The sequence below is a fragment of the Chryseobacterium antibioticum genome (genome assembly GCF_012927325.1).
Classification (GTDB): Bacteria; Bacteroidota; Bacteroidia; order Flavobacteriales; family Weeksellaceae; genus Chryseobacterium; species Chryseobacterium antibioticum.
The window spans coordinates 15066-35766 of sequence record NZ_JABBGI010000026.1 but is presented as its reverse complement, the minus strand read 5'-3'; the positions used below and the strand labels follow the sequence as shown (position 1 = coordinate 35766).

At 36.5% G+C, this 20701-nt stretch carries 19 protein-coding genes and 4 tRNA genes; 18 read left to right on the top strand and 5 right to left on the bottom strand.

The window, feature by feature from the left end; all coding sequences use genetic code 11:
• The first annotated feature begins 13 nt into the window (after window positions 1-13).
• Together mtaB and HHL23_RS17620 are read left to right on the top strand one after the other, a co-directional pair.
• The gene (mtaB, locus tag HHL23_RS17625) at window positions 14-1360 is read left to right on the top strand and encodes a tRNA (N(6)-L-threonylcarbamoyladenosine(37)-C(2))-methylthiotransferase MtaB (RefSeq protein WP_169236095.1); all 1347 of its coding nucleotides are present in this window, start codon (window positions 14-16) and stop codon (window positions 1358-1360) included.
• A gap of 52 nt (window positions 1361-1412) precedes the next feature.
• Window positions 1413-2930, top strand: coding sequence for an FMN-binding glutamate synthase family protein (locus HHL23_RS17620; protein WP_169236094.1), 1518 nt, complete (start codon window positions 1413-1415; stop codon window positions 2928-2930).
• A gap of 62 nt (window positions 2931-2992) precedes the next feature.
• Here HHL23_RS17620 and HHL23_RS17615 read toward each other — a convergent pair whose 3' ends face one another.
• Complete coding sequence (locus HHL23_RS17615; protein WP_169236093.1) at window positions 2993-3742, bottom strand: hypothetical protein; 750 nt, start codon at window positions 3740-3742, stop codon at window positions 2993-2995.
• Window positions 3743-3797: 55 nt separating this feature from the next.
• Between HHL23_RS17615 and HHL23_RS17610 the strand changes: the two genes are divergently transcribed.
• Window positions 3798-4235, top strand: coding sequence for an RNA-binding S4 domain-containing protein (locus HHL23_RS17610; RefSeq protein ID WP_169236092.1), 438 nt, complete (start codon window positions 3798-3800; stop codon window positions 4233-4235).
• 13 nt (window positions 4236-4248) lie between these two features.
• On the opposite strand, the gene HHL23_RS17605 is transcribed toward HHL23_RS17610, so the two are convergent.
• The gene (locus tag HHL23_RS17605) at window positions 4249-4764 is read right to left on the bottom strand and encodes a shikimate kinase (protein ID WP_169236091.1); all 516 of its coding nucleotides are present in this window, start codon (window positions 4762-4764) and stop codon (window positions 4249-4251) included.
• Window positions 4765-4878: 114 nt separating this feature from the next.
• On the opposite strand from HHL23_RS17605, the gene HHL23_RS17600 reads away from it, so the two are divergent.
• From HHL23_RS17600 to HHL23_RS17585, 4 genes are all read left to right on the top strand, one after another.
• Window positions 4879-4951 (top strand) — tRNA-Lys (locus HHL23_RS17600).
• 37 nt (window positions 4952-4988) lie between these two features.
• Window positions 4989-5071, top strand: a tRNA-Leu gene (locus HHL23_RS17595).
• 56 nt (window positions 5072-5127) lie between these two features.
• A tRNA-Lys gene (locus tag HHL23_RS17590) sits at window positions 5128-5200 on the top strand.
• A gap of 207 nt (window positions 5201-5407) precedes the next feature.
• Window positions 5408-5480 (top strand) — tRNA-Lys (locus HHL23_RS17585).
• Between the two features lie 195 nt (window positions 5481-5675).
• Here HHL23_RS17585 and panC read toward each other — a convergent pair.
• Window positions 5676-6524, bottom strand: coding sequence for a pantoate--beta-alanine ligase (gene panC / locus HHL23_RS17580; protein ID WP_169236090.1), 849 nt, complete (start codon window positions 6522-6524; stop codon window positions 5676-5678).
• 171 nt (window positions 6525-6695) lie between these two features.
• On the opposite strand from panC, the gene HHL23_RS17575 reads away from it, so the two are divergent.
• The 9 genes from HHL23_RS17575 (at window position 6696) to HHL23_RS17535 (ending at window position 17262) form a co-directional block, all read left to right on the top strand.
• Window positions 6696-7466 (top strand): glycogen/starch synthase, encoded by a 771-nt coding sequence (locus HHL23_RS17575; protein WP_169236089.1) that lies wholly within the window; start codon window positions 6696-6698, stop codon window positions 7464-7466.
• 11 nt (window positions 7467-7477) lie between these two features.
• Window positions 7478-9100 (top strand): DUF4270 family protein, encoded by a 1623-nt coding sequence (locus tag HHL23_RS17570; RefSeq protein WP_169236088.1) that lies wholly within the window; start codon window positions 7478-7480, stop codon window positions 9098-9100.
• Window positions 9101-9118: 18 nt separating this feature from the next.
• Window positions 9119-10972, top strand: a complete 1854-nt coding sequence (gene glmS, locus HHL23_RS17565) for a glutamine--fructose-6-phosphate transaminase (isomerizing) (protein ID WP_169236087.1) — start codon at window positions 9119-9121, stop codon at window positions 10970-10972.
• A gap of 108 nt (window positions 10973-11080) precedes the next feature.
• Window positions 11081-12502 carry a T9SS ring complex lipoprotein PorK/GldK gene (gene porK / locus HHL23_RS17560; protein ID WP_169236086.1) on the top strand — a complete coding sequence of 474 codons (1422 nt, stop codon included), beginning with the start codon at window positions 11081-11083 and terminating at the stop codon, window positions 12500-12502.
• Window positions 12503-12561: 59 nt separating this feature from the next.
• A complete protein-coding gene (porL, locus tag HHL23_RS17555; RefSeq protein ID WP_169236085.1) occupies window positions 12562-13254 on the top strand; it encodes a type IX secretion system motor protein PorL/GldL in 693 nt (230 codons plus the stop codon).
• A 52-nt stretch (window positions 13255-13306) separates the two neighbouring features.
• Window positions 13307-14899 (top strand): type IX secretion system motor protein PorM/GldM, encoded by a 1593-nt coding sequence (gene porM / locus HHL23_RS17550; protein WP_169236084.1) that lies wholly within the window; start codon window positions 13307-13309, stop codon window positions 14897-14899.
• Window positions 14900-14919: 20 nt separating this feature from the next.
• On the top strand, window positions 14920-15858 hold the full coding sequence (gene porN / locus HHL23_RS17545; protein ID WP_169236083.1) for a type IX secretion system ring subunit PorN/GldN: 939 nt from the start codon (window positions 14920-14922) through the stop codon (window positions 15856-15858).
• 56 nt (window positions 15859-15914) lie between these two features.
• Window positions 15915-16949: an NAD(P)/FAD-dependent oxidoreductase gene (locus HHL23_RS17540; protein WP_169236082.1), complete on the top strand. Its 1035-nt coding sequence runs from the start codon at window positions 15915-15917 to the stop codon at window positions 16947-16949.
• A gap of 58 nt (window positions 16950-17007) precedes the next feature.
• On the top strand, window positions 17008-17262 hold the full coding sequence (locus tag HHL23_RS17535; protein WP_169236081.1) for a SemiSWEET transporter: 255 nt from the start codon (window positions 17008-17010) through the stop codon (window positions 17260-17262).
• Between the two features lie 85 nt (window positions 17263-17347).
• On the opposite strand, the gene HHL23_RS17530 is transcribed toward HHL23_RS17535, so the two are convergent.
• Together HHL23_RS17530 and HHL23_RS17525 are read right to left on the bottom strand one after the other, a co-directional pair.
• Entirely contained in the window at window positions 17348-17779 is a 432-nt protein-coding gene (locus tag HHL23_RS17530; RefSeq protein WP_169236080.1) for an META domain-containing protein, read from the bottom strand.
• 43 nt (window positions 17780-17822) lie between these two features.
• On the bottom strand, window positions 17823-18215 hold the full coding sequence (locus HHL23_RS17525) for a hypothetical protein (protein WP_169236079.1): 393 nt from the start codon (window positions 18213-18215) through the stop codon (window positions 17823-17825).
• Window positions 18216-19057: 842 nt separating this feature from the next.
• Here HHL23_RS17525 and HHL23_RS17520 point away from each other — a divergent pair.
• Window positions 19058-19447, top strand: a complete 390-nt coding sequence (locus tag HHL23_RS17520) for a hypothetical protein (RefSeq protein ID WP_169236078.1) — start codon at window positions 19058-19060, stop codon at window positions 19445-19447.
• Window positions 19448-19598: 151 nt separating this feature from the next.
• Window positions 19599-20684 (top strand): efflux RND transporter periplasmic adaptor subunit, encoded by a 1086-nt coding sequence (locus tag HHL23_RS17515; RefSeq protein ID WP_185194891.1) that lies wholly within the window; start codon window positions 19599-19601, stop codon window positions 20682-20684.
• Window positions 20685-20701: the final 17 nt, after the last annotated feature.

Below are 20701 nucleotides of genomic sequence, written 5' to 3'. Positions count from 1 at the left end.
CAGGAGTAATAAAATGTCTACTTTTCACGGAACTGCCGCATTTCATACACTTGGCTGCAAATTAAATTTTGCGGAAACATCTACTATTGCCCGTCAATTGACAGATGCAGGTTATGATAAAGTAAGTTTTGATGATAAAGCAGACGTCTATGTAATCAACACCTGTTCAGTAACTGAAAACGCTGACCGTGAGTGTAAGCTCCACGTGAAGAGAGCCATGAAGGCTAATCCGGAAGGATTGGTCGTTATTGTGGGATGTTACGCACAGCTGAAACCTGAAGAAATTTCACAGATCGATGGGGTAGATCTTGTCCTGGGAGCCAAAGAAAAATTCAATATCTTAAGCTACCTGGACGACCTGGAAAAAACAGACAATGAAGGAATTGTTCATTCATGCGAAATTGAAGAAACCGATTTCTTTATCGGAAGCTACTCAATCGGCGACAGAACAAGAGCTTTCCTGAAAGTACAGGACGGATGTGACTATAAATGTACCTATTGTACCATTCCATTGGCAAGAGGAATTTCCCGTTCAGATACCATTGAAAATGTTCTTAGAAATGCCAAAGAAATTGCCGGAAGAGACATCAAAGAAATTGTTCTTACAGGGGTTAATATCGGTGATTATGGTAAAGGCGAATTCGGAAATAAAAGACACGAACATACTTTCTTGGATTTAATTTCAGAGCTTGATAAAGTAGACGGCATTGAAAGAATACGTATTTCTTCCATTGAACCGAATCTTTTGAAAGACGAAAGTATTGATCTCGTTTCCAAAAGCAAAAGCTTTGTTCCCCATTTTCACATTCCGCTACAGTCGGGATGCGATGATCTGCTGAAAAAAATGAAGCGCCGTTACCTGACGAAACTCTATAACGACAGAGTAAATAAAATCCGCAAGGTAATGCCCGATGCTGCTATCGGTGTAGACGTTATCGTAGGATTTCCCGGTGAAACAGAAGAGAAATTTATGGAGACCTATAACTTCCTGAATGAGCTTCCGATCACTTACCTTCACGTATTTACCTATTCTGAAAGAGAAAATACGGAAGCTGCCGATATGGATGGAATTGTTCCTATCCCGGAAAGAAAAAAGCGCAATAAAATGTTGAGAATACTTTCTGAAAAGAAAAAAATGGCATTTTATCAGACCCAGCTTGGGAAAACACTTCCTGTACTTTGGGAGCACGAAAATAAAGACGGCAAAATGTATGGCTTCACGGAGAACTATGTGAGAGTCCAGAAAGATTTTGATCCCGCATTCGTTAATCAGATTGAATTTCTAAATTTAGAAAAAATCCTGTCAGATGGCACGGTTTCTGTGCAGTCATCATTCGAAAGTTTTTTAGCAAAAGCATAGTCTCTTTGCAAAATTTCTACTAAATTTATTTTAACTTTAAATAACTACATTCATGAGAGATAAGTTTTTATCTTGGGGAATTGTATTAGTAACTGCTACATGGATCGTCGCATTACTGATCAGAGCGCATTATTGGATACCCATCCTGTTATCCGCCATCTATGCACTGGGTGTTTACAATGCTTACCAGTCCAAACACGCTATTTTGAGGAACTTCCCGGTATTGGGGTACTTCAGATACTTTTTCGAAAGTATTTCACCTGAAATGCAGCAGTATTTCATCGAAAGAGAGACAGATGGGAAACCATTTCCCAGAAACCAGCGTTCAGCAGTATACAGACGTGCCAAAAACCTAAGCGATACCGTCGCTTTTGGAACACAGTTAGAAGTTAATCACAGAAAATATGAAGGGATCAAGCATTCTATTTATGCAAAATCGCCTGTAGAAGAACTTCCGAGAGTATGGGTAGGAGGAGAACAATGTACACAGCCTTACCACGCATCTTTATTCAATATTTCGGCAATGAGTTTTGGAGCATTAAGCGACAGAGCCCAGATTTCATTAAATCGAGGCGCTAAAAAAGGAAATTTTTATCACAATACAGGAGAGGGAGGTATTTCTCCTTATCACTTGGAAGGAGGAGATCTTTGCTGGCAAATCGGAACCGGTTATTTCGGATGTCGTAACGAGGAAGGTAAATTTAACCGGGAACTTTTTGAAAAGTATTCTACCCTTCCCAATGTAAAGATGATCGAAATTAAGCTATCTCAGGGAGCAAAACCAGGACATGGAGGTGTTCTTCCGGGTGTAAAGAATACACCGGAGATCGCAAAAATCCGTCACGTCACCCCGGGAATGACTGTTATTTCACCACCTTCTCACAGTTCATTTTCTGATGCTTCAGGTTTGTTGAGGTTCGTACAGCAGCTGAGAGAACTTTCAGGAGGCAAGCCTGTAGGTTTTAAGCTTTGTATCGGGGATACCAAAGAATTTGAGGATATCTGCGTTCAGATGAACGTGATGAAGATCTATCCGGATTTCATCACCATAGATGGAGCAGAAGGAGGGACTGGAGCAGCACCACCGGAATTTTCAGATGGAGTGGGGATGCCTTTGGAACCGGCTCTTATTTTCGTGAACAGAACGCTTAATAATTATAATGTAAGAAGCAAATTAAGAGTTATCGCCAGCGGAAAAGTACTGACAAGCTTGGATATTCTGAGAGCTGTAGCCATGGGAGCCGATATGTGTAATAATGCGAGAGGATTTATGTTCTCGTTAGGATGTATTCAGGCTTTAAGATGCAACAGTAATAATTGTCCTACCGGAGTTGCTACTCAGGACAAAATGCTTGTTAAAGGACTTGATGTTACCGATAAAAGCGAAAGAGTATATCATTTCCATAAAAATACACTTCATACCTGCAATGAACTGATTGCAGCAGCAGGAAGAAGCTCTTACGAAGAAGTGGATGCCACCATGTTTATGAGAGGAGATGAGTTCGATCATCTGGCAGATCTTTATTTTCCAGATATTTTAGGAAATGTAAGGGAGAAAGCAAAATACTAAAGAACAATAAAAACAAAAACCGCCTTCAGTAGAGGGCGGTTTCTTTATATATAGTTTTTGATTTATTTCTCATTTTCAGGTCTGTCTGCTCTTTTGTACACCTGGAAATTAAATACAAAAGAATAGTTTCTTAGAGAATAAGAGGTGTTATATGGGAAATGGGGATCTCTTGCGAAAGCAGCTCTTGATGGAACTAAAATAACGCCTTGAAGATTGTAAGGATCTCCACTTGGAAGATTGTTAAATGCTTTGAACTTCTGCAGGGCCTCATTGAAACCTTCAATTTCATAATAACTTCTTTGTTGGGCTACCCCGGCTGTTGCAGCTTCCCGGATACTCTTTTTAGCAAAGTAGAACATAGGGTCAATTATTGGAAGTCCGTTACCATTAATTGTATTGGTAATTGCCAGAGTTGAAGCGAAAGCAACATTTCCGTCACTATTAACCGCTAAATGAGCATTGGCTCTTACCATGAGCGTAAGAATATCATCAGATTTTATAGTCTGAGCATCAGTATCAGCTGGCTGTGCACCTGCTCTCATAATGTATATGGTTCCGGAAGGAAGCGTTTCATACGGAAGGTCTGATAATTTTTTTTCGTTATCATCACTGGTATCCGTGGTGCTGAAAGCTTTTATATTTCCCTGAGCATCCAGATAATTGTCGTTCATAAATTTCTTAATAGCCTGATCGTCATAACTGTTTTGAACGGCAATGTCTTCCGGTTCTTTATAAGTTTCAACTTCATCATCTTTCTTACATGCAGAAAAACCTAAAGATCCCGCAAGGATATATAAAAATATTTTTTTCATTTCAAAAAACTTTAATTACTTTACAAATAATATAACGGCAAAAGTATAAAAAATTATGAGAATAGATAAATTTTTATGGTGCATTCGTTTTTATAAGACGAGAAGTATTGCAACAGAGGAAATTAAAAAGAACAGAGTTTCATTGGGAACGTCTGCCGTAAAGTCATCTAAGGAGGTAAAAGAAGGAGATGTTATCAAGATTCGGAAAAATCAGATCGACTATAAAATAAAAGTAATTCAGATCCCCAAAAGCAGATTAGGAGCGAAACTGGTTCCCCTTCATATACAGGATGTGACAGACAAGGAGCAGTATGAACTGTTGAAACTCCGAAAAATGTCACAGGATTATTACAGAATTAAAGGAGAAGGCAGACCTACTAAAAGAGACAGAAGAGATATGGATGAATATGTAGGAAACGATATTGCCTCAGACTTTACAGACTGGGACGATTTCTTTGGAGAAACACCAGACGCTACCGAAAACGAAGATTAAAAATGGAAAAGCTCTAGAGATAGAGCTTTTCTATTATTTCCTGGACAATGTCTTCAGGCTCCCTCGCATCCGTATTGACACTGAATTGTGCTTTGCTGTAAAATGCATTTCTTTCAAATAAATGCTTGGCAATAAACTCAGGAAGATTCTCATCAGAAATAGTAGCAATGATTGGCCTTTTTTCTTTCTGTTTTGAAATCCTTTCGTATAAAGTGTTTACGGAGGCTTTTAAAAATATACTTTTAGAACTGTGGTTGATAATTTCCATATTGTTATAATAAACCGGAGTACCTCCTCCCAGGCTTAAAACCGTATTTTCTTCCGAAGCAAGTATTTCTTCCAATGCCTCTCTTTCAAGCTTTCTAAAGTGAATTTCTCCCTTTTTTTCGAAAATCTCAGGAATGGTTAATTTATTTCGTCTAGAAATCTCTTTATCGAGGTCAATTAGCCTGAAATTTATTTTGTCGCTTAATATTTTGGAAATGTGAGATTTGCCAGATCCCATGTATCCGATGAGTGAAATAACCATGAATTTTTTTTAAACAAATTTGCAAAAAAGTTTTGAGATAAAGAAAAAACTTATATCTTTGCACCACTGAAAACGAGGGACATTATTCAAATGTAAATCGTTGACAAAGTGACCGACTCGGTAGCTCAGCTGGTAGAGCAATACACTTTTAATGTATGGGTCCTGGGTTCGAATCCCAGCCGGGTCACAAGCGAAAAAGATTACTAGATTTTTGTAATTTTATAGCCTGCGTGGTGGAATTGGTAGACACGCCATCTTGAGGGGGTGGTTTCCTAAGGATGTGCTGGTTCGAGTCCAGTCGCAGGCACTGCAAAGAAAAATTTAATGATTACTAATGAATTGATTTCATTTTTAATTGTGGCCGACTCGGTAGCTCAGCTGGTAGAGCAATACACTTTTAATGTATGGGTCCTGGGTTCGAATCCCAGCCGGGTCACAAGTTTACTGAAAAGTAAATTTTTTTCATATTAATATTTTGTGATTTGGTGTTTCAAAGGTCTCCGCAAGAGACCTTTGATTTTTTTAAAAATAAAAACACTTTAAATTTTAAAAAAAATATATTGCGGGATTGAAAAAAAAATCATATCTTTGCACCTCTTAAAACGAGAGTCATTGTATAAATGCAAATCGTTAACAAGTGACCGACTCGGTAGCTCAGCTGGTAGAGCAATACACTTTTAATGTATGGGTCCTGGGTTCGAATCCCAGCCGGGTCACAAGTTTACTGAAAAGTAAATTTTTTTCATATTAATATTTTGTGATTTGGTGTATCAAAGGTTTCCTCAAGAGACCTTTGATTTTTTTTATATACTATGATCACTCAAAAAATAAAAAAACTCTGATAATATTGATCAGAGTTTTAATTTTTTATAAGATTATTGGGGAATTTCTGTTGAACAGGTGTTTAATATTTAATCCAAATGCATATTGTCAATAAGCCTTACCCCATCTACTACAACTACGATGAATGCTCTGTAATTTCTGTCCTTGTAAAAGAAATCAGTTTCTTTCAGGGTTTCTTCATCAGCGATCAGGAAATATTCTAATTTCATTCCCTGCTCATGATCAAAAATGTCTGTCACTCTTTCGTTTATTTCAGGGATCGTAAGGATCCTAAACCAGTCGTTTACTTTGTTTAAGGTATGATAAATAACTTTTGATGCCTCTCTTCGGTCCTCGTGAAGTCTTTGGTTTCTGGAGCTTAATGCCAGACCGTTGTCAGCTCTGTAAATAGAAACACCAGTAATTTTTACAGGAAGATGTTTCTTTTCAACCATTTTTTTGATAATGGCAAGCTGTTGAAAATCTTTTTCTCCAAAATAAGCATTGTCCGGCTGGATCTGTCTGAAAAGCTCTTCTACCACAGTTCCTACACCGTCGAAATGCCCCGGTCTTGATTTTCCTTCCATTTCATTTTCCAGTCCATCAAAATCATAATGCTGGCTTTCTGTTTTTTCAGGATAGATATCGGCGACTTCAGGGATATAAACCGCATCCACCAATCCTGAATTTTTCAGAATAAGAATATCTCTGTTAATATCTCTTGGGTACTTTTCAAGGTCTTCCGGATTGTTAAATTGGGTGGGATTTACAAAAATTGAAGAAATAACCAGATCATTATCTTTTCTGGCTTCTTCATACAGAGAAAGATGTCCCTTATGAAGGGCTCCCATAGTAGGAGCGAAGCCTATCTTTTTACCCATTTCTTTCTGTCTTTCAATGAAATCCTGAAGGGTTTTCTTGTTCTTTATAACTTCCATAGTTTATTTTAATACTAATTCAAAAATACTAAAAATATCACATAATTATATGTGTTTTTAATAATTTGAAAATGGGAATTATCGTAAAATAATGTTAATTAAAATAATGTTGGATGTTTTTTTGTAATTTTGCACATTAAAGCATTTTTACAAAAATATAGATAGAAATTTATGCCGAATCAAAAAATACTGTACATTACTACAGAGATGTATCCATATCAAGAAGACACAAATATGGCTGCAGTGGTAAACAAAATGGCACTTAAGATGCACAATGAAGGCAATGATGTAAGAGTTTTTATGCCAAGATTTGGACAAATAAGTGAAAGAAAATTCCAACTTCATGAGGTGATCCGTCTTTCGGGGATGAACATTATTATTAATGACCTGGATCAGCCGTTAATCATTAAAGTAGCGTCTCTTCCGGGGGAAAGACTTCAGGTTTACTTTATTGACAACGAAGAATACTTCAAAAGAAAGCAATACTACGTTGATGATGAAGGAAAACCTTTTGATGATAACGACGAAAGAGCTATTTTCTTTGCAAGAGGTGTAATTGAAACCATCAAAAAACTAAACTGGGTTCCGGATGTAATCCACTTGAATGGATGGATGTCTTCTTTTGTTCCAATTTACCTTAAAACATATTACGAATCTGACACTTACTTCAAAGATGCCAAAATCGTTCTTTCCCTTTACAATGAGAAAGACGCTGATCTGGATAAAAACATCGCTGAAAAATTGACATTCGATAATATTTCCGGATTAAAAGCGTTAGATAATCCGACAATCAAAAATTTTGTTATTGAAAGTATGAATTACGTTGACATGGTAGTAAAAGGAGATGAGTTTCTTGATGAAGACCTGGACAAAGGTTTCAATGAAACAACTACTCCAAAATCAGAATACGTTGATGTAGATTCTATAAACCAAATTTATTAAACACATTTTTAATGACTCATACTGTTAAAAGAACTTTAGCCATGCTTTTTGTGGCGGTTTTTGGGAGTGCCCTTCTTTATAATTGCGAACCGGAAGCGGATTCGCTGGGTGAACAGCTTTTTATAGATGGTGCTGCCGAAGGTAATGTAACTTCTTACGACCTTATTGCCTACAATGTTAATAATAATGATTCTATCAGAAGTGATGCTGGGAGACTTGTTAATTTGATTAATACATCAGGGATATCTCCATCCTATGCTGTACTTGGAGCTTTTTCTGAGGGACAGTTCGGTATGCAGAAAGCATCCTTTCTTACCCAGCTAAGAATGAGCACTGATAATTTTAGTTTTGGAACTACTCCAAAAGTGGATTCTGTAGTTTTAGTATTGAGACCTAATTCTGTTGCTGATTCAGTAGTTACACGTCCTCTTAAAGACGAAAGCTTATTGGTAGGAACTGAAATGGTACCTGTTTCCACAGAAATAAAATCGTACCCTACTAATTTTATTAATAAATACGGTAAAACAAAACTAGGTCCGGGAGGCTCACATACTTTAATGCATATTAATGTAGATGAAATCACGACATTCTTAGATAGTAATACGGATGCTTTTAAGTATTCCAACGTGGTTGTGAATACCGGAGAATCATTGGGATCTGCTGTATTTGATGGGAATGTAACTTCTAAAACAATTACCAAAAAGTCAGATAATTCGGCTCTGTTTACCTCAGATGCGGGGCTTAGAATTCGCTTGAATAAAGATTTTTTCCAAACAAAAATTCTTGATAAAAATGGAAAGCCAGAACTAATGGACGCGGCTAACTTTACAAGATACTTCAAAGGGATAAAACTGTCTGTGACTGATACAGACGGATATCTTTTGCAGCTTCCTACGGAAAGTATGGAAGTAATTATGTATTATACCAATGAGAAAAACGATAACGGTACGATCACAAGACCACAGTCTACTTTCAAATTACTTCTTACCGGAGGTATCGGTAATGCACGTATAGGACAGTATGAATATGACAGAACAAACTCTGCATGGGCAACGGCCAGGCAGTCTATCAACACGACTGACGGGGATGACAAACTTTATTTACAGGGAATGGGAGGACCTTCTGTACGTGTGAAAATTCCTGACGAAACGATTACCAAGCTTAAAACATTATATAAAGATAATAAGGCAGCTATCATGAGTGCTAGTATCAGAATCTTTACAGATGCTGCAACATGGAGTAATAATTATAAGAGGAAAGCAAATAATTTTACTTTGCTTCCCTATACAACTAACAAAACAACCGGAGCGCTTGAACTTAAATCCTTTACTGCAGATGTTACAGCAGGCTTTGGGCTGATGAGATCATATGACTTGGATAAGAATCCATCATATTATGATTTTATTGTTACAAAAACGGTGAAAGACATCGTAGAAGCTAAAGAAGGAGAAGAAAAAGAAAACAGTATTTTGCTTGTCAATATGGGCGAATTTGTTCCAACTACGACGGGGGCAGCTGCTGGTTATAAATTTACAACCAGAGCATTTGCAACGGAAAGAGGCGTTTTTGTTGGAACAGATAAAACGAATGCCAACAGAATTCAGTTAAAAATTACTTACGGGACAAAAAAATAAAAAAACACTAGAAAAGATATGTGCGGAATTGTAGGATATACAGGATTTCAGGATGCGTATGATATTGTCATCAACGGTCTTAGAAGATTAGAATATAGAGGGTATGACAGTGCAGGAATTGTTTTGGAAGGCTCAAATAAAAAATTTGAAGTAGAAAAAACAAAAGGGAAGGTAGATGATTTGGTGAGTATTTCAGAACAGCTGAAAGGAACAGCCAAAATAGGAATGGGACATACCAGATGGGCTACACATGGAGTTCCAAGCGACAGAAATTCACATCCACATTTATCAAATAACGGAAAAATAGCAGTTGTACATAATGGTATTATAGAAAACTATGACACTATTAAAACAATGCTTACGGAAAAAGGATTTACTTTTAAATCTGAAACCGATACAGAAGTACTGGTAAATCTTATCCAGTATTTTATGGATTTAAAATCAGAAACAGATTTTCCTACTGCTGTAAGATATGCTTTGAATGAAGTATACGGAGCATATGCTATCACGGTACTTCATGAAGATTATCCAGGAGTATTGGTTGTAGCGAGATTAGGTTCTCCGCTAGCCATAGGAATCGGTGAGAAAGAGTACTTTATTGCTTCTGATGCATCTCCTTTCGTAGAATTTACAAAAGAGGCGATCTATCTTGAAGAAGGACACATGGCTACTATTTCATTAGAGAATGGTGTAGACATCAGAACAATTAATGATAATTCTAAGATTGAACCAGAGATTCAGGAGCTTAAATTAAGCTTAGAGCAGATTGAAAAAGGAGGATACGAGCATTTTATGCTTAAAGAGATCTTTGAACAGCCTAAGTCTATCCATGACACAATGAGAGGAAGACTTCTTGTAGATGAAGGAATTATAAAAATGGCTGGGATCTGGGATCATTTAGAAAGATTCAAGAATGCCAACAGAATTATCATCATTGCATGTGGTACTTCATGGCATGCAGGTCTTATCGGCGAATACCTTATCGAAGAATATGCAAGAATTCCTGTAGAGGTAGAATATGCATCAGAATTCAGATACAGAAATCCGATTATTACTGATAAAGACGTTGTTATTGCTATTTCCCAATCCGGAGAAACAGCTGATACTATGGCTGCCTTGAAATTAGCAAAAGAAAGAGGAGCATTTATATATGGTATATGTAATGTAGTGGATTCTTCCATCGCAAGAATTACAGATGCCGGTTCATATACACATGCTGGTCCTGAGATCGGAGTAGCTTCTACAAAAGCTTTTACGGCACAGCTTACCATTCTTACTCTAATTGCATTTAAATTAGGAAAACATAACGGTAATTTAGGAAACGCTGAATTCATGAGCTTAATTTCTGAATTGGATGCTCTTCCTAAAAAGATAGAAGAAGTTTTAAGTACGACTCATGAGCTAACTCAAAATATTGCCAAAGACTTTATAAACACAACCAATTTCCTTTATTTGGGAAGAGGGTACAATTATCCTGCGGCATTAGAAGGTGCGCTAAAACTGAAAGAGATCTCTTATATTCACGCAGAAGGATATCCGGCAGCAGAAATGAAACACGGACCTATTGCCCTTATTGATGAGAATATGCCAATCGTTATCATTGCTCCTAAAAAAGGACATTATGATAAGATTGTGAGTAATGTTCAGGAAATTAAGGCAAGAAAAGGGAAAGTTATTGCTGTGGTTAACAAAGGAGATAAACAGGTAAGTGCAATGGCAGATTATGTGATTGAAATTCCTGAGACTTCAGAATGTTTCTCACCAATTGTTGCGTCAGTGCCTTTACAGCTATTAGCTTACTACATTGCAGTATACCGAGGAGCAAATGTAGATCAGCCAAGAAACCTGGCAAAATCTGTAACTGTAGAGTAAAAAGTAGTTGTAAATAAAATAAATTTAGATTTCTTCCGTTATTTCAAAAAAAATCTTAAAAGTTTCTTAAAAAAATTATATATTTACGGCTTAATTATAAAAATTAACATGAAAAGGATATTTCTTTTATTATTGTCTGCGTCGGTAGCATCAGTATCTTGTTCAGGTGGTGGCAGTTCTTCTGTAGGGAAGCCTGGAACAAAAGGAGAATTGATACCAAGAGAAAAAACGAAATCATTTGTTGCGGAAAGACCATATGGAATGGTGGCTATTCCTGCAGGTTCATTTGTTGCTGGTCTGGCCGATCAGGATCCAACAAATACTCCTGAAAAAGCATCACTGAAAACTGTTACAGTCTCTTCTTTCTTCATGGATGAAGCAGAAACTACCAATGCCGAATACAGGGTATTTATCAATTATGTGAGAGATTCCATTGCGAGAACTCTATTAGCTGAAGCCGCTGGGGAAGGCGGTGAAGAAGGTGGACGTAAAGGAGCAAGCATAGGTGATTATGCATACCTTGCTAAAAAAGAAGAAAACTTAACACCTTATCAGGAGTATTTAGAAGGCCAGGGAGGAAGAGAAGACGGAGGTTATGATGCAAGTAAAAAACTAGACTGGAAAATCCCTTTACATTGGAGCACTGGAAAGTATCCTGATGTAGAATACGCGGAAGTTCTTGAATCTATGTATCTGCCTGCTTCTTCTAGAATCGGAAACGAAAGAATTTTAGACGTTAGTAAACTAAAATACAACTATCAGTGGGGAGATATGGATGCAGCACTTGCTGACAACGAAAGAGGGGCTAACTACCTTAAGAGTTCAAGCATTGCGATCTATCCTGATACAACGGTTTGGATAAATGATTTCCACTTTACCTATAACGAACCGTTGTTCGAACAATATTTCTGGCACAAAGCCTACAAAGATTATCCTGTAGTAGGGGTAACCTGGGATCAGGCAAGAGCTTACTGTAACTTCAGATCTAAACTGAAAACAGACTACAACGAAAGCTTAAAAAGAAAAAAACAAAGACCAATGCTGTTCCGTCTTCCTACAGAAATCGAATGGGAATATGCTGCAAGAGGCGGAATGCAAAATGCTACTTATCCTTGGGGTGGTCCATATTTAATGGATGACAGAGGTTGCTACTTAGCTAACTTCAAACCAAAGAGAGGTAATTACATGGAAGACGAGAAAAAAGGTACTTATACATATACAGCTCCAGTAAAGAAATTTAAGAAAAATGGATTTGGGTTATTTGATATGGCTGGAAACGTTTCTGAATGGACAGAATCTGCGTATAACAACTCTTCTTATGGATTCTCATCTACTTTAAATCCTTCTACTAAAGATAAAAAGGATACAAAGAGATCTGTAAGAGGTGGTTCTTGGAAAGATATAGGATATGCCCTGATGACAGGTGCTAGAGATTGGGAAAGAAAAGATTCCGCAAGAAGCTATATCGGATTCAGAACTGTACAGGATATTCCTGAAGCAGCTGTTAAACCAAGAAGAGTTAACAGATAATTAACCAGACAATTATTTTCAATAACAATTTTATTTAACATTAAAAAAACTAACTTAATATGTTTAAGACTAAAGATGCTTGGATGAATTTCTTTTATTCATTCGGTGCTGCAATTGTAATTCTTGGAGCTTGGCTTAAAATTACTCACATTACCTTGGGACCAATTAATGGTAATATCGCTCTTACAGTGGGACTTATTACGGAGGCTATTATCTTTATTATTTTCGCATTTGACCCTCCAAAATCAGAAGAATCTTATGCATGGGAGAATGTTTATCCTGAATTATTAGATAAGCATGCACACCCAAACCCTTTACATTCTAATGTATCATCTAAAAACAATGCACAGCAGTTTGCAGAATTAGAAAATTCTCTTTCAAATAAATTAGACAAAATGCTTCAGGATGCAAAGCTGGATGTTCAATTATTTGACAGACTAAGAACAGGTATCGATAAATTCTCTAACTCTGTTGATCAGATCAACCAAACTGTAGACGTATCTGCTTCTACACATAAATATAATGATCAGCTTAACAAAGCTGCTCAGCATATGGAAAGTATGAATGCTTTATATACAATGCAGCTTGAAAGCGGTAAAAGACAGTCTGAATTTGCTAATAAATACGTAGCAGATATGCAGAAGTCTGCAGAGCAGTCTGAAAAATTCAATCAAGAGTTACTAGGTTTAACAACTAATCTTAACAGCTTAAATAGAGTTTATGGTGGTATGCTTACTGCTATGAAGTCTTAATTCCTAACCATTTCTAAATTAACTACTTAATCAAAAACTAAAAGAAAAGAGAATGGCACAAGGAAAACAGACACCTCGTCAGAAGATGATCAACCTAATGTATCTGGTGTTCATCGCTATGATGGCCCTAAATATTGATGCAGAAATCATCAGATCATACTACGACTCTACGAGAGCATTGAATGAAACAAGAACTTTAACAGAGAATAAAAACGAAAAGATTTTCGAAAAAACGCTTGAGGCGAAAGCACAGCAGGTTCCAGATACCTACGCACAGCCTTGGGGACAGTATAAAGTTTTAAAAGGTAAAATTGATGTTTTAGTAGCTTCTGCGCAAAGTATCAAAGATGCTTTAAAAAAGACATCGGATTTTCATGATAAAGACCTTAAAACCGGAAAAGAAATTGATGTAAGCGAAAATTTCGCAGCGCTTAATAATAATGAAGCAACTACAGAATATTTTTTCAAGGAAGGAGAAGAAAATACCCCTTCAAAAGGAGCTTTAGATTTAAAAGCTAAAATTGACGACGTAAGAAATTATATCAATGCAACTTTTGGAAGCAATGCACAGTTAAAAGATTTAGTAGACAGAGCTAATAAATCTTTGATCGCTGAATATCCAAAAGGAAAATCTCCGAATGACAAGACCTGGTTTCAGAACAAATTCTATCATCAGCCGTTAATCGCGGCGATCTCTAACCTAGAGATCATTCAGAATGATGCTAGAAACGTACAATCTGATGCATTGGCATTGTTACTTCAGGAGAAAGTAGATGCAAATATCAAATTCTCAAGTTACGAGCCTATCGTTTCTGGTCCGGTAGATATCCAGGCAGGAAAACAGGCTGAAGTAAAAGTAATGTTAGGTACTTATTCTACAAGCAACAAAATTAGTATTTCTGGTGTTGGTAGAGTAGAAAATGGAAAAGGGATCACCTCTATTTCAGGTTCTGGTATCGGAGAACACAAACTTGGAGGAACAATTACTCTAACGGATGCTTCAGGAAAACCTCAAAGTTTCCCATGGACGCATACATATAATGTAATTGCAGGACCAAGAGAAGTAAAACTTGAAAAAGGATTATTGCTTTCTGCTGATAAAATGAATGTAATGTATAGAGGACTTGAGAACCCTGTTTCAGGATCTATCTTAGGTGCCGACAATTCTAAACTTTCATTATCTGCTCCGGGAGCATCGGTAAGAAATACAGGTCCAGGAAAATGGAGTGTGAAACCTTCTTCAGGTAATACAGTTAAACTGACATTATCAGGAATAGATCCTTACGGAAAATCTGTATCACAGGTATTTGAATATAGAATTAAGAATGTACCACCACCACAAGGACAGATCAGAGGACAAAGTATTGTAGCGATGCCTCCAACATCTATCCAGAATCAAACGGTACAGGCAGCGATTCCTGATTTCGACTTCCCAGTTTCATTTACTGTAACGCAATTTATGGTAAGAGTTCCTGGAAGAGCAGCACTATTAATTCACGGAAATTCATTGAATGATGCCGCTGGATTAGTGAAAAATCTTAGATCTGGAGACGTAGTTTCTATCTTCGATATTAAAGTTACTGCTCAGGGACTAGACGGTCAGGTAATTAAAAACATTACTCCTATAATCATTAATATTCCATAGGACTAAAATTGTAATTTATTATGAAAAAATATATTAGCACCCTTTTAGTATTAGTTTCGGGATTCGCTTTATCCCAAACTATTCTGAACGCAGCTTCTCCGGAAGAGTTCAGACAGATGAGAGAGGAAAACAAACAAAAAGTTGGTGATACTATTATTGATAAAACAGTAAAACCTCTTGAATATGGTTTTGTAGAAGATAAAGATATCCTTAAGAGTATGTTTGTATGGGAGATCATTGATATGAATGATAAGATCAACCAGCCTTTCTACTATGACAATCCGGATGGACTTCTTTCTACACCTACAAGATCGCTATATCAGTTATTATTGGATGCTGCTTTAAGCGGAAAGATCGAGCAGGTTTACGATGATGAAAACTTTACGGTGAAACTTTCACCGGAAGGGATCCAAAAGAGATTGGAAAAAGTAATTATCAATGATGCTGCTATTGATATCCTTAACTCTGGAAGACAATTAACAGAGCAGGAGAAAAAAGAATATACCGACGTTTTCAAGACAACTACTGAAAAAGTAAAAGTTCTTAAGATCATGGGTATGTGGTTTATCGATAAGAGAGACGGACAGATGAAATACAGACCTCTTGGTATTGCAGCAATGGGTCCAGATCCAGCTGTACAGGGAGTTATTGGACCAGATGGTAAGCCAATTGCAAGTAATGACGAGCTTATCGACCTATTCTGGATCTACTATCCGAATGCAAGAGATGTGTTGGCAAATAATTTTATTTACAACAGAAAGAACTCTTCTGCGGACCTGTCTTTCGATGATATCATCAATGCGAGAAGATTCTCTTCAATCATTTATAAATCATCTGGCGGTTTAGGTGACGGTACAATCAAGGACTATATCCCTAAAGATGCTGACGATCAGCTAGCTGAAAGCGAAAGAATCAAAAATCAGATCCTTAATATGGAAAATGATATGTGGAATTACTAAGATTTCACTTGATATTTATACAAAACCTGAGTACTTTTACTCAGGTTTTTTTTATTATGAAACATATAGACTATATCATCGTTGGAGACGGGTATGCGGGGTTGTTTTTCGCTCATCAGTTAATTAAGAATAACAAATCTTTTGTATTGTTTTCTGAATGCAGGAAAAGCGCTTCACAGGTTTCTGCTGGAATTATCAATCCTGTGGTCCTTAAGAAATTCACTACATTCTGGAAAGCACAGGAACAAATCGACTTTCTTAAAGACACTTTGATCGAAATAGAATCCTACACCGGAAAAAATTATCTGATCGATTCACCGATACACAGAATTTTTCATGACAAAAATGAACAGAATCTTTGGGTAAAGAAATCGAAAAATGAAGAACTTTCCAGCTTCCTTGATGAAAATTTCGATCATTTAGAGGTCGTAAAAAATGACTTTAATACCGGAAAGGTCAATCAGTCTGCCAGACTGAAAGTAAGCGGATTTTTCATGGATCTATTTGATTTTTTGGCAAAAAAGGAATTTCTAATCAAAGAAAAATTTGATTATGACAAATTAGACGCTTCTACAGGTTCCTATAAAGATTTCCAATCTCAAAATATTATATTCTGTGAAGGAATGGGAGTGAAAGAAAATCCTTTCTTTTCAGATATTGCCGTTACCCCAAATAAAGGGCATCATATTAAAGTGAAACTTTCCGAACCCATTCCAAAAGATATTACCATTAAAAAGAAACATTTCTTATTCCCTACAGATAACGGACTTCATTTCTATGGTGGAACCTATGATCGGGAACAACTTCATCATCACGTAGACGAATCTGCTGTTACTCAGCTCGTCAATGGCTTGTCTGAAATTTATCCATATGATTTTGAAGTGGAAGAAGTGAACTTTGGTTTCAGGCCAACGGTAAAAGACAGAAGACCGATTATCGGAAGGCATGAATCATTTAAAAACCTGTATGTTTTCAATGGCCTTGGAGCAAGAGGAATTTTAAACGGTTGCTACTTCTCCAAGAGCTTGTACCAATTGATTGAAGAAAATATTCCATTGCATGAAGAAGTTTCCAGCGACAGATTTAAATAATTTCCGGTTGATCAAAATATAGCGTAGAAATTCATATCTTCAGAAGAGAATTTAAACTATGAATGAAAATGTTTTGGGTATAATAGCCGGAGTCCTCACCTCCATTTCCATGATTCCCCAACTGATCAAGGTCATCAAAGAGAAGAATGTAGACGATATTTCTCTGGTCATGCTAGTGGTCCTTATATCTGGACTTTCACTGTGGGCATGGTATGGATTTATGAAAAACGAACTGCCTATTATTGTGTCAAATGCATTTGCCGTTCTGGTCAATATAAGCCTTCTGATCTGTTATATGATCTATAAGAAGTAGGAAGAAATGACATGAATAAAAAAGACGCTTTACCAATCGTAAAGCGTCTTTTTGTATCGTGAAATTTTAAATTCAATATTGATTATTAAGGCTGAAGAACAAATTTAGCCAAAGGTGCCATTCTAGCTTTGTTTAAGGTCAGTGTATTGCCGTTTACAGAATAATTATCTGCGGCAAGCAAAGCTTTTGTAAATAACTGTTCGGTTTCAAGATCTTCACAGGCCATCATCGTAGACATTCCTTGATTGAACTTGATTCTCATGATATCAGGCTTGATTTCGAAAGTACCTCCAACTCCGTTGCATCCTGCATGACCTTCATATCTCATCCCTTCTGTATTAAGCTTGAAATAAGGGTTGTTTTTAACGTTTTTAAGCTTGATAGGTTGTCCGTTCAGTTCCGTAAGTTTCCATGTTTTCCCCATAATATCAGTGGTCTTTTGTGTTGGAGGAGTTTTACATGCGGTAAGAAATACCAGTAAAAAAAGAGCGGATAAATAGTAATACAAGTTTTTCATAGTTATTATTTTGTAAGGTTGGCGTAATGTTTGGACTTTTAAATTAATAAGAAGCCATCTTTGCAGATCCTGATCCCTTTGTTTCACGCTTAGCATGGAACAGAACCATATCTACATTTTTTTTCAGTAAAGTGATATTTCCTTTGATATCGGAATACTGATATTCTTCATTGCTAGCCGTATATTCAGGAAGAGCATCGCTTTTCTTAAGATCATACGTTTTGCCTTCAAGATGAACGGTTGCTATGCTTTTTGTATGATTGATGGTGACTTCAATTTTTTCCCCATAACTGTCAGTGAAAACATCTTTAGATATCTCATCTTTGTTTTCAGATACAGCCTCAGTAAGTGCTTCCGTTTCTTTGCCCGGATGCTTACACGCTGTTGAGGAAAGGACTGCCAGGCCCATAAGAACCAATGTAAATAAATTTTTCATAATGATAAGTGATTTGAAAGTGTGTCATGAATTTTGATATTAATACTACATAAATTTACGAATATTTTTAACAAATATATGTTAAATTTACATAAATTAATCTAATGTTTTTATCCATTGAGCCCGGGGGCTCCTTTACAGTGCTTTTGTATAAATCATAAAAAAACTTTCTGTTCTATAAAGATTTGCTGAACTGGGAACCGTTGGAATACTGCTTTAGACAGCCGGTTTTAAGAATAAAAAAGTATAGTTTTTTCTCATGTTACATGTGTTGTTTTAATTTGGTGCAAAAGTATTGAAATTATATGATGTTGATACACAGTTAAAAATGATTTTAATCATGCTCTTGACCGAATTTTTTTGAGATTTAACAAAAAAAAGAGAACTGACTTTTTCAGTTCTCTTTAAAGGTGGATTTAATTAATATTTTTAATTGAATTTAAGGCGCTTTGATTTGATCAATCGTAAAAAAAGCTTTAGTGGTGTTACAGTTACCACCTGGGCAGTTGGTTGAATTTCCGGCACTGCCAGAAGTTGAAGAACCCATCATGAATTACATTTTATAAAAAAGGAATAAAGCAACGTACAGAAAACCTGCCATCTGGATTGTAATAGAAATAGCATATCCTTTATTCGTTGCATTCTGTTTAGTGTTTATAATTTATCATATTAACAGATTGTATGTTATTTATGTTTGTTAATGTTAAAATTATGTAGTTATTTAATAATGATTTTATAAGAAAAAATGAATGTTTTCTTATTCAGCTTATTTAAAGGAGAGTTAAATTTTGTTAATCTATTATGAGCGTATACCTTTCTAGGTGTACATTTGCCACTTCAAAATGAGAAACCTAATAGTATATTTTTTGACCGGTCTTTTTCTGCTCTTTGTAGTAGAAAGCAAACTTGATGTCAAAACATTACGCAATGACTATTCCGGTCATGTTTCTCATCATTTGCCCAAAAAGGCCAACCGCCTGAACCAGACTTTCGAGAAACTTTCGGTTCAGCAAATGGCAGATCATATTGATAATTCTACTTTAGAACTTACTGAAGACGACTTTCAGCTGTCTGATACTATCCAGATTATTGCTGTGTTTGCCAGTGTTTTCAGTCTTGTCTATATTTTTGGCTTACCTTCTTTTAAAAGCAGAAAACCAGGTTTCAATGGTTTTCTTTCGCTGTATTCCCATGTTAAAACATTCATTCTGATTCGTTCTATCAGAATTTAAAAATTCATTTTTCCTGATCTATTTTCTGTCCACAGTCCGGATGGGAGATATACTGCGTTGTTTATGCCGGTAATCACCATGACGCAGGATTTCTTATTACCGTTTTATTTTTCATTCAAAACATTAACGATTTATATTAAACTCTAGAATTATGATCAAAAGAGTTGCCTCAGGCATTGCGATAAGCACACTTTTATTGACTGTTGGCTGCAGTCAGAAGAAAGAAGAAAAAGAAGAAGCCGTAGTATATCCCGTCACCAGCCCTGTAAAAATGGATACGGTGATCAACAAAGAATATGTAGCCCAGATCCAGTCGGTGAAAAACATCGAAGTTCGTGCACAGGAAAAAGGATTTCTTGAAAAAATTTATGTTGATGAAGGACAGTATGTACAGGCAGGACAAACCCTGTTCAGAATTATGCCTCAGCTGTATCAGGCAGAATTATTGAAAGCCAAAGCAGAAGTAGAACAGGCTACCATAGAGCTTAAAAATGCCAGCACCCTTGCCAGCAACAACATTGTTTCTAAAAACGAAAGAGCGATGGCTAAAGCGAAGCTCGATGCAGCCAATGCTGAAATGAAACTGGCTCAGATCCATTTATCTTTTACTGACATTAAAGCACCGTTTTCAGGGGTAATCAACAGAATTCCTTTAAAACTGGGAAGCCTGGTGGATGAAGGAGATCTGCTGACCTCTTTATCAGACAATACCAATGTCTACAGTTATTTTAACGTTTCAGAACCTGAATATCTAAGCTATCAGACCCATGCGGCCGACAGAGGAAGCAATCAGGTGTCTTTGATTATGGCGAACGGAGAAATGCTCCCTCAGAAAGGGGAGATCCAGACCATAGAAGGAGAATTTGATAATGAAACCGGAAATATTGCCTTCAGAGCAAAATTCCCAAACCCGGATAAACTGCTAAGAAACGGCGAAACCGGAAAAGTACAGATGACCATGCCGGTTCACAATGCGCTTATCATTCCGCAGAAAGCTACTTATGAAATTCAGGATCAGAAATATGTTTTCATCATTGATAAAAACGGAACTGCAAAATCAAGAAATATAAAAGTGGCTTACGAGCTGCCGGATCTTTATGTAGTAGGTTCAGGACTTGCAGAGGGAGATAAGATCCTTTTAGAAGGAGTACAGAAGGTAAAAGATGACCAGAAAATACAGTCCAAATTCCAGGATCCTAAGAAAGTTCTTCAGTCATTGAAACTAAAAGCAGAGTAGTCTACTCTTAAAACGAA

Excerpts from the sequence above, each read along its gene's own strand:
- mtaB (WP_169236095.1), top strand. The coding sequence starts at position 14 with ATGTCTACTTTTCACGGAACTGCCGCATTTCATACACTTGGCTGCAAA.
- HHL23_RS17620 (WP_169236094.1), top strand. The coding sequence starts at position 1,413 with ATGAGAGATAAGTTTTTATCTTGGGGAATTGTATTAGTAACTGCTACA.
- HHL23_RS17615 (WP_169236093.1), bottom strand. The coding sequence starts at position 3,742 with ATGAAAAAAATATTTTTATATATCCTTGCGGGATCTTTAGGTTTTTCT.
- HHL23_RS17610 (WP_169236092.1), top strand. The coding sequence starts at position 3,798 with ATGAGAATAGATAAATTTTTATGGTGCATTCGTTTTTATAAGACGAGA.
- HHL23_RS17605 (WP_169236091.1), bottom strand. The coding sequence starts at position 4,764 with ATGGTTATTTCACTCATCGGATACATGGGATCTGGCAAATCTCACATT.
- panC (WP_169236090.1), bottom strand. The coding sequence starts at position 6,524 with ATGGAAGTTATAAAGAACAAGAAAACCCTTCAGGATTTCATTGAAAGA.
- HHL23_RS17575 (WP_169236089.1), top strand. The coding sequence starts at position 6,696 with ATGCCGAATCAAAAAATACTGTACATTACTACAGAGATGTATCCATAT.
- HHL23_RS17570 (WP_169236088.1), top strand. The coding sequence starts at position 7,478 with ATGACTCATACTGTTAAAAGAACTTTAGCCATGCTTTTTGTGGCGGTT.
- glmS (WP_169236087.1), top strand. The coding sequence starts at position 9,119 with ATGTGCGGAATTGTAGGATATACAGGATTTCAGGATGCGTATGATATT.
- porK (WP_169236086.1), top strand. The coding sequence starts at position 11,081 with ATGAAAAGGATATTTCTTTTATTATTGTCTGCGTCGGTAGCATCAGTA.
- porL (WP_169236085.1), top strand. The coding sequence starts at position 12,562 with ATGTTTAAGACTAAAGATGCTTGGATGAATTTCTTTTATTCATTCGGT.
- porM (WP_169236084.1), top strand. The coding sequence starts at position 13,307 with ATGGCACAAGGAAAACAGACACCTCGTCAGAAGATGATCAACCTAATG.
- porN (WP_169236083.1), top strand. The coding sequence starts at position 14,920 with ATGAAAAAATATATTAGCACCCTTTTAGTATTAGTTTCGGGATTCGCT.
- HHL23_RS17540 (WP_169236082.1), top strand. The coding sequence starts at position 15,915 with ATGAAACATATAGACTATATCATCGTTGGAGACGGGTATGCGGGGTTG.
- HHL23_RS17535 (WP_169236081.1), top strand. The coding sequence starts at position 17,008 with ATGAATGAAAATGTTTTGGGTATAATAGCCGGAGTCCTCACCTCCATT.
- HHL23_RS17530 (WP_169236080.1), bottom strand. The coding sequence starts at position 17,779 with ATGAAAAACTTGTATTACTATTTATCCGCTCTTTTTTTACTGGTATTT.
- HHL23_RS17525 (WP_169236079.1), bottom strand. The coding sequence starts at position 18,215 with ATGAAAAATTTATTTACATTGGTTCTTATGGGCCTGGCAGTCCTTTCC.
- HHL23_RS17520 (WP_169236078.1), top strand. The coding sequence starts at position 19,058 with ATGAGAAACCTAATAGTATATTTTTTGACCGGTCTTTTTCTGCTCTTT.
- HHL23_RS17515 (WP_185194891.1), top strand. The coding sequence starts at position 19,599 with ATGATCAAAAGAGTTGCCTCAGGCATTGCGATAAGCACACTTTTATTG.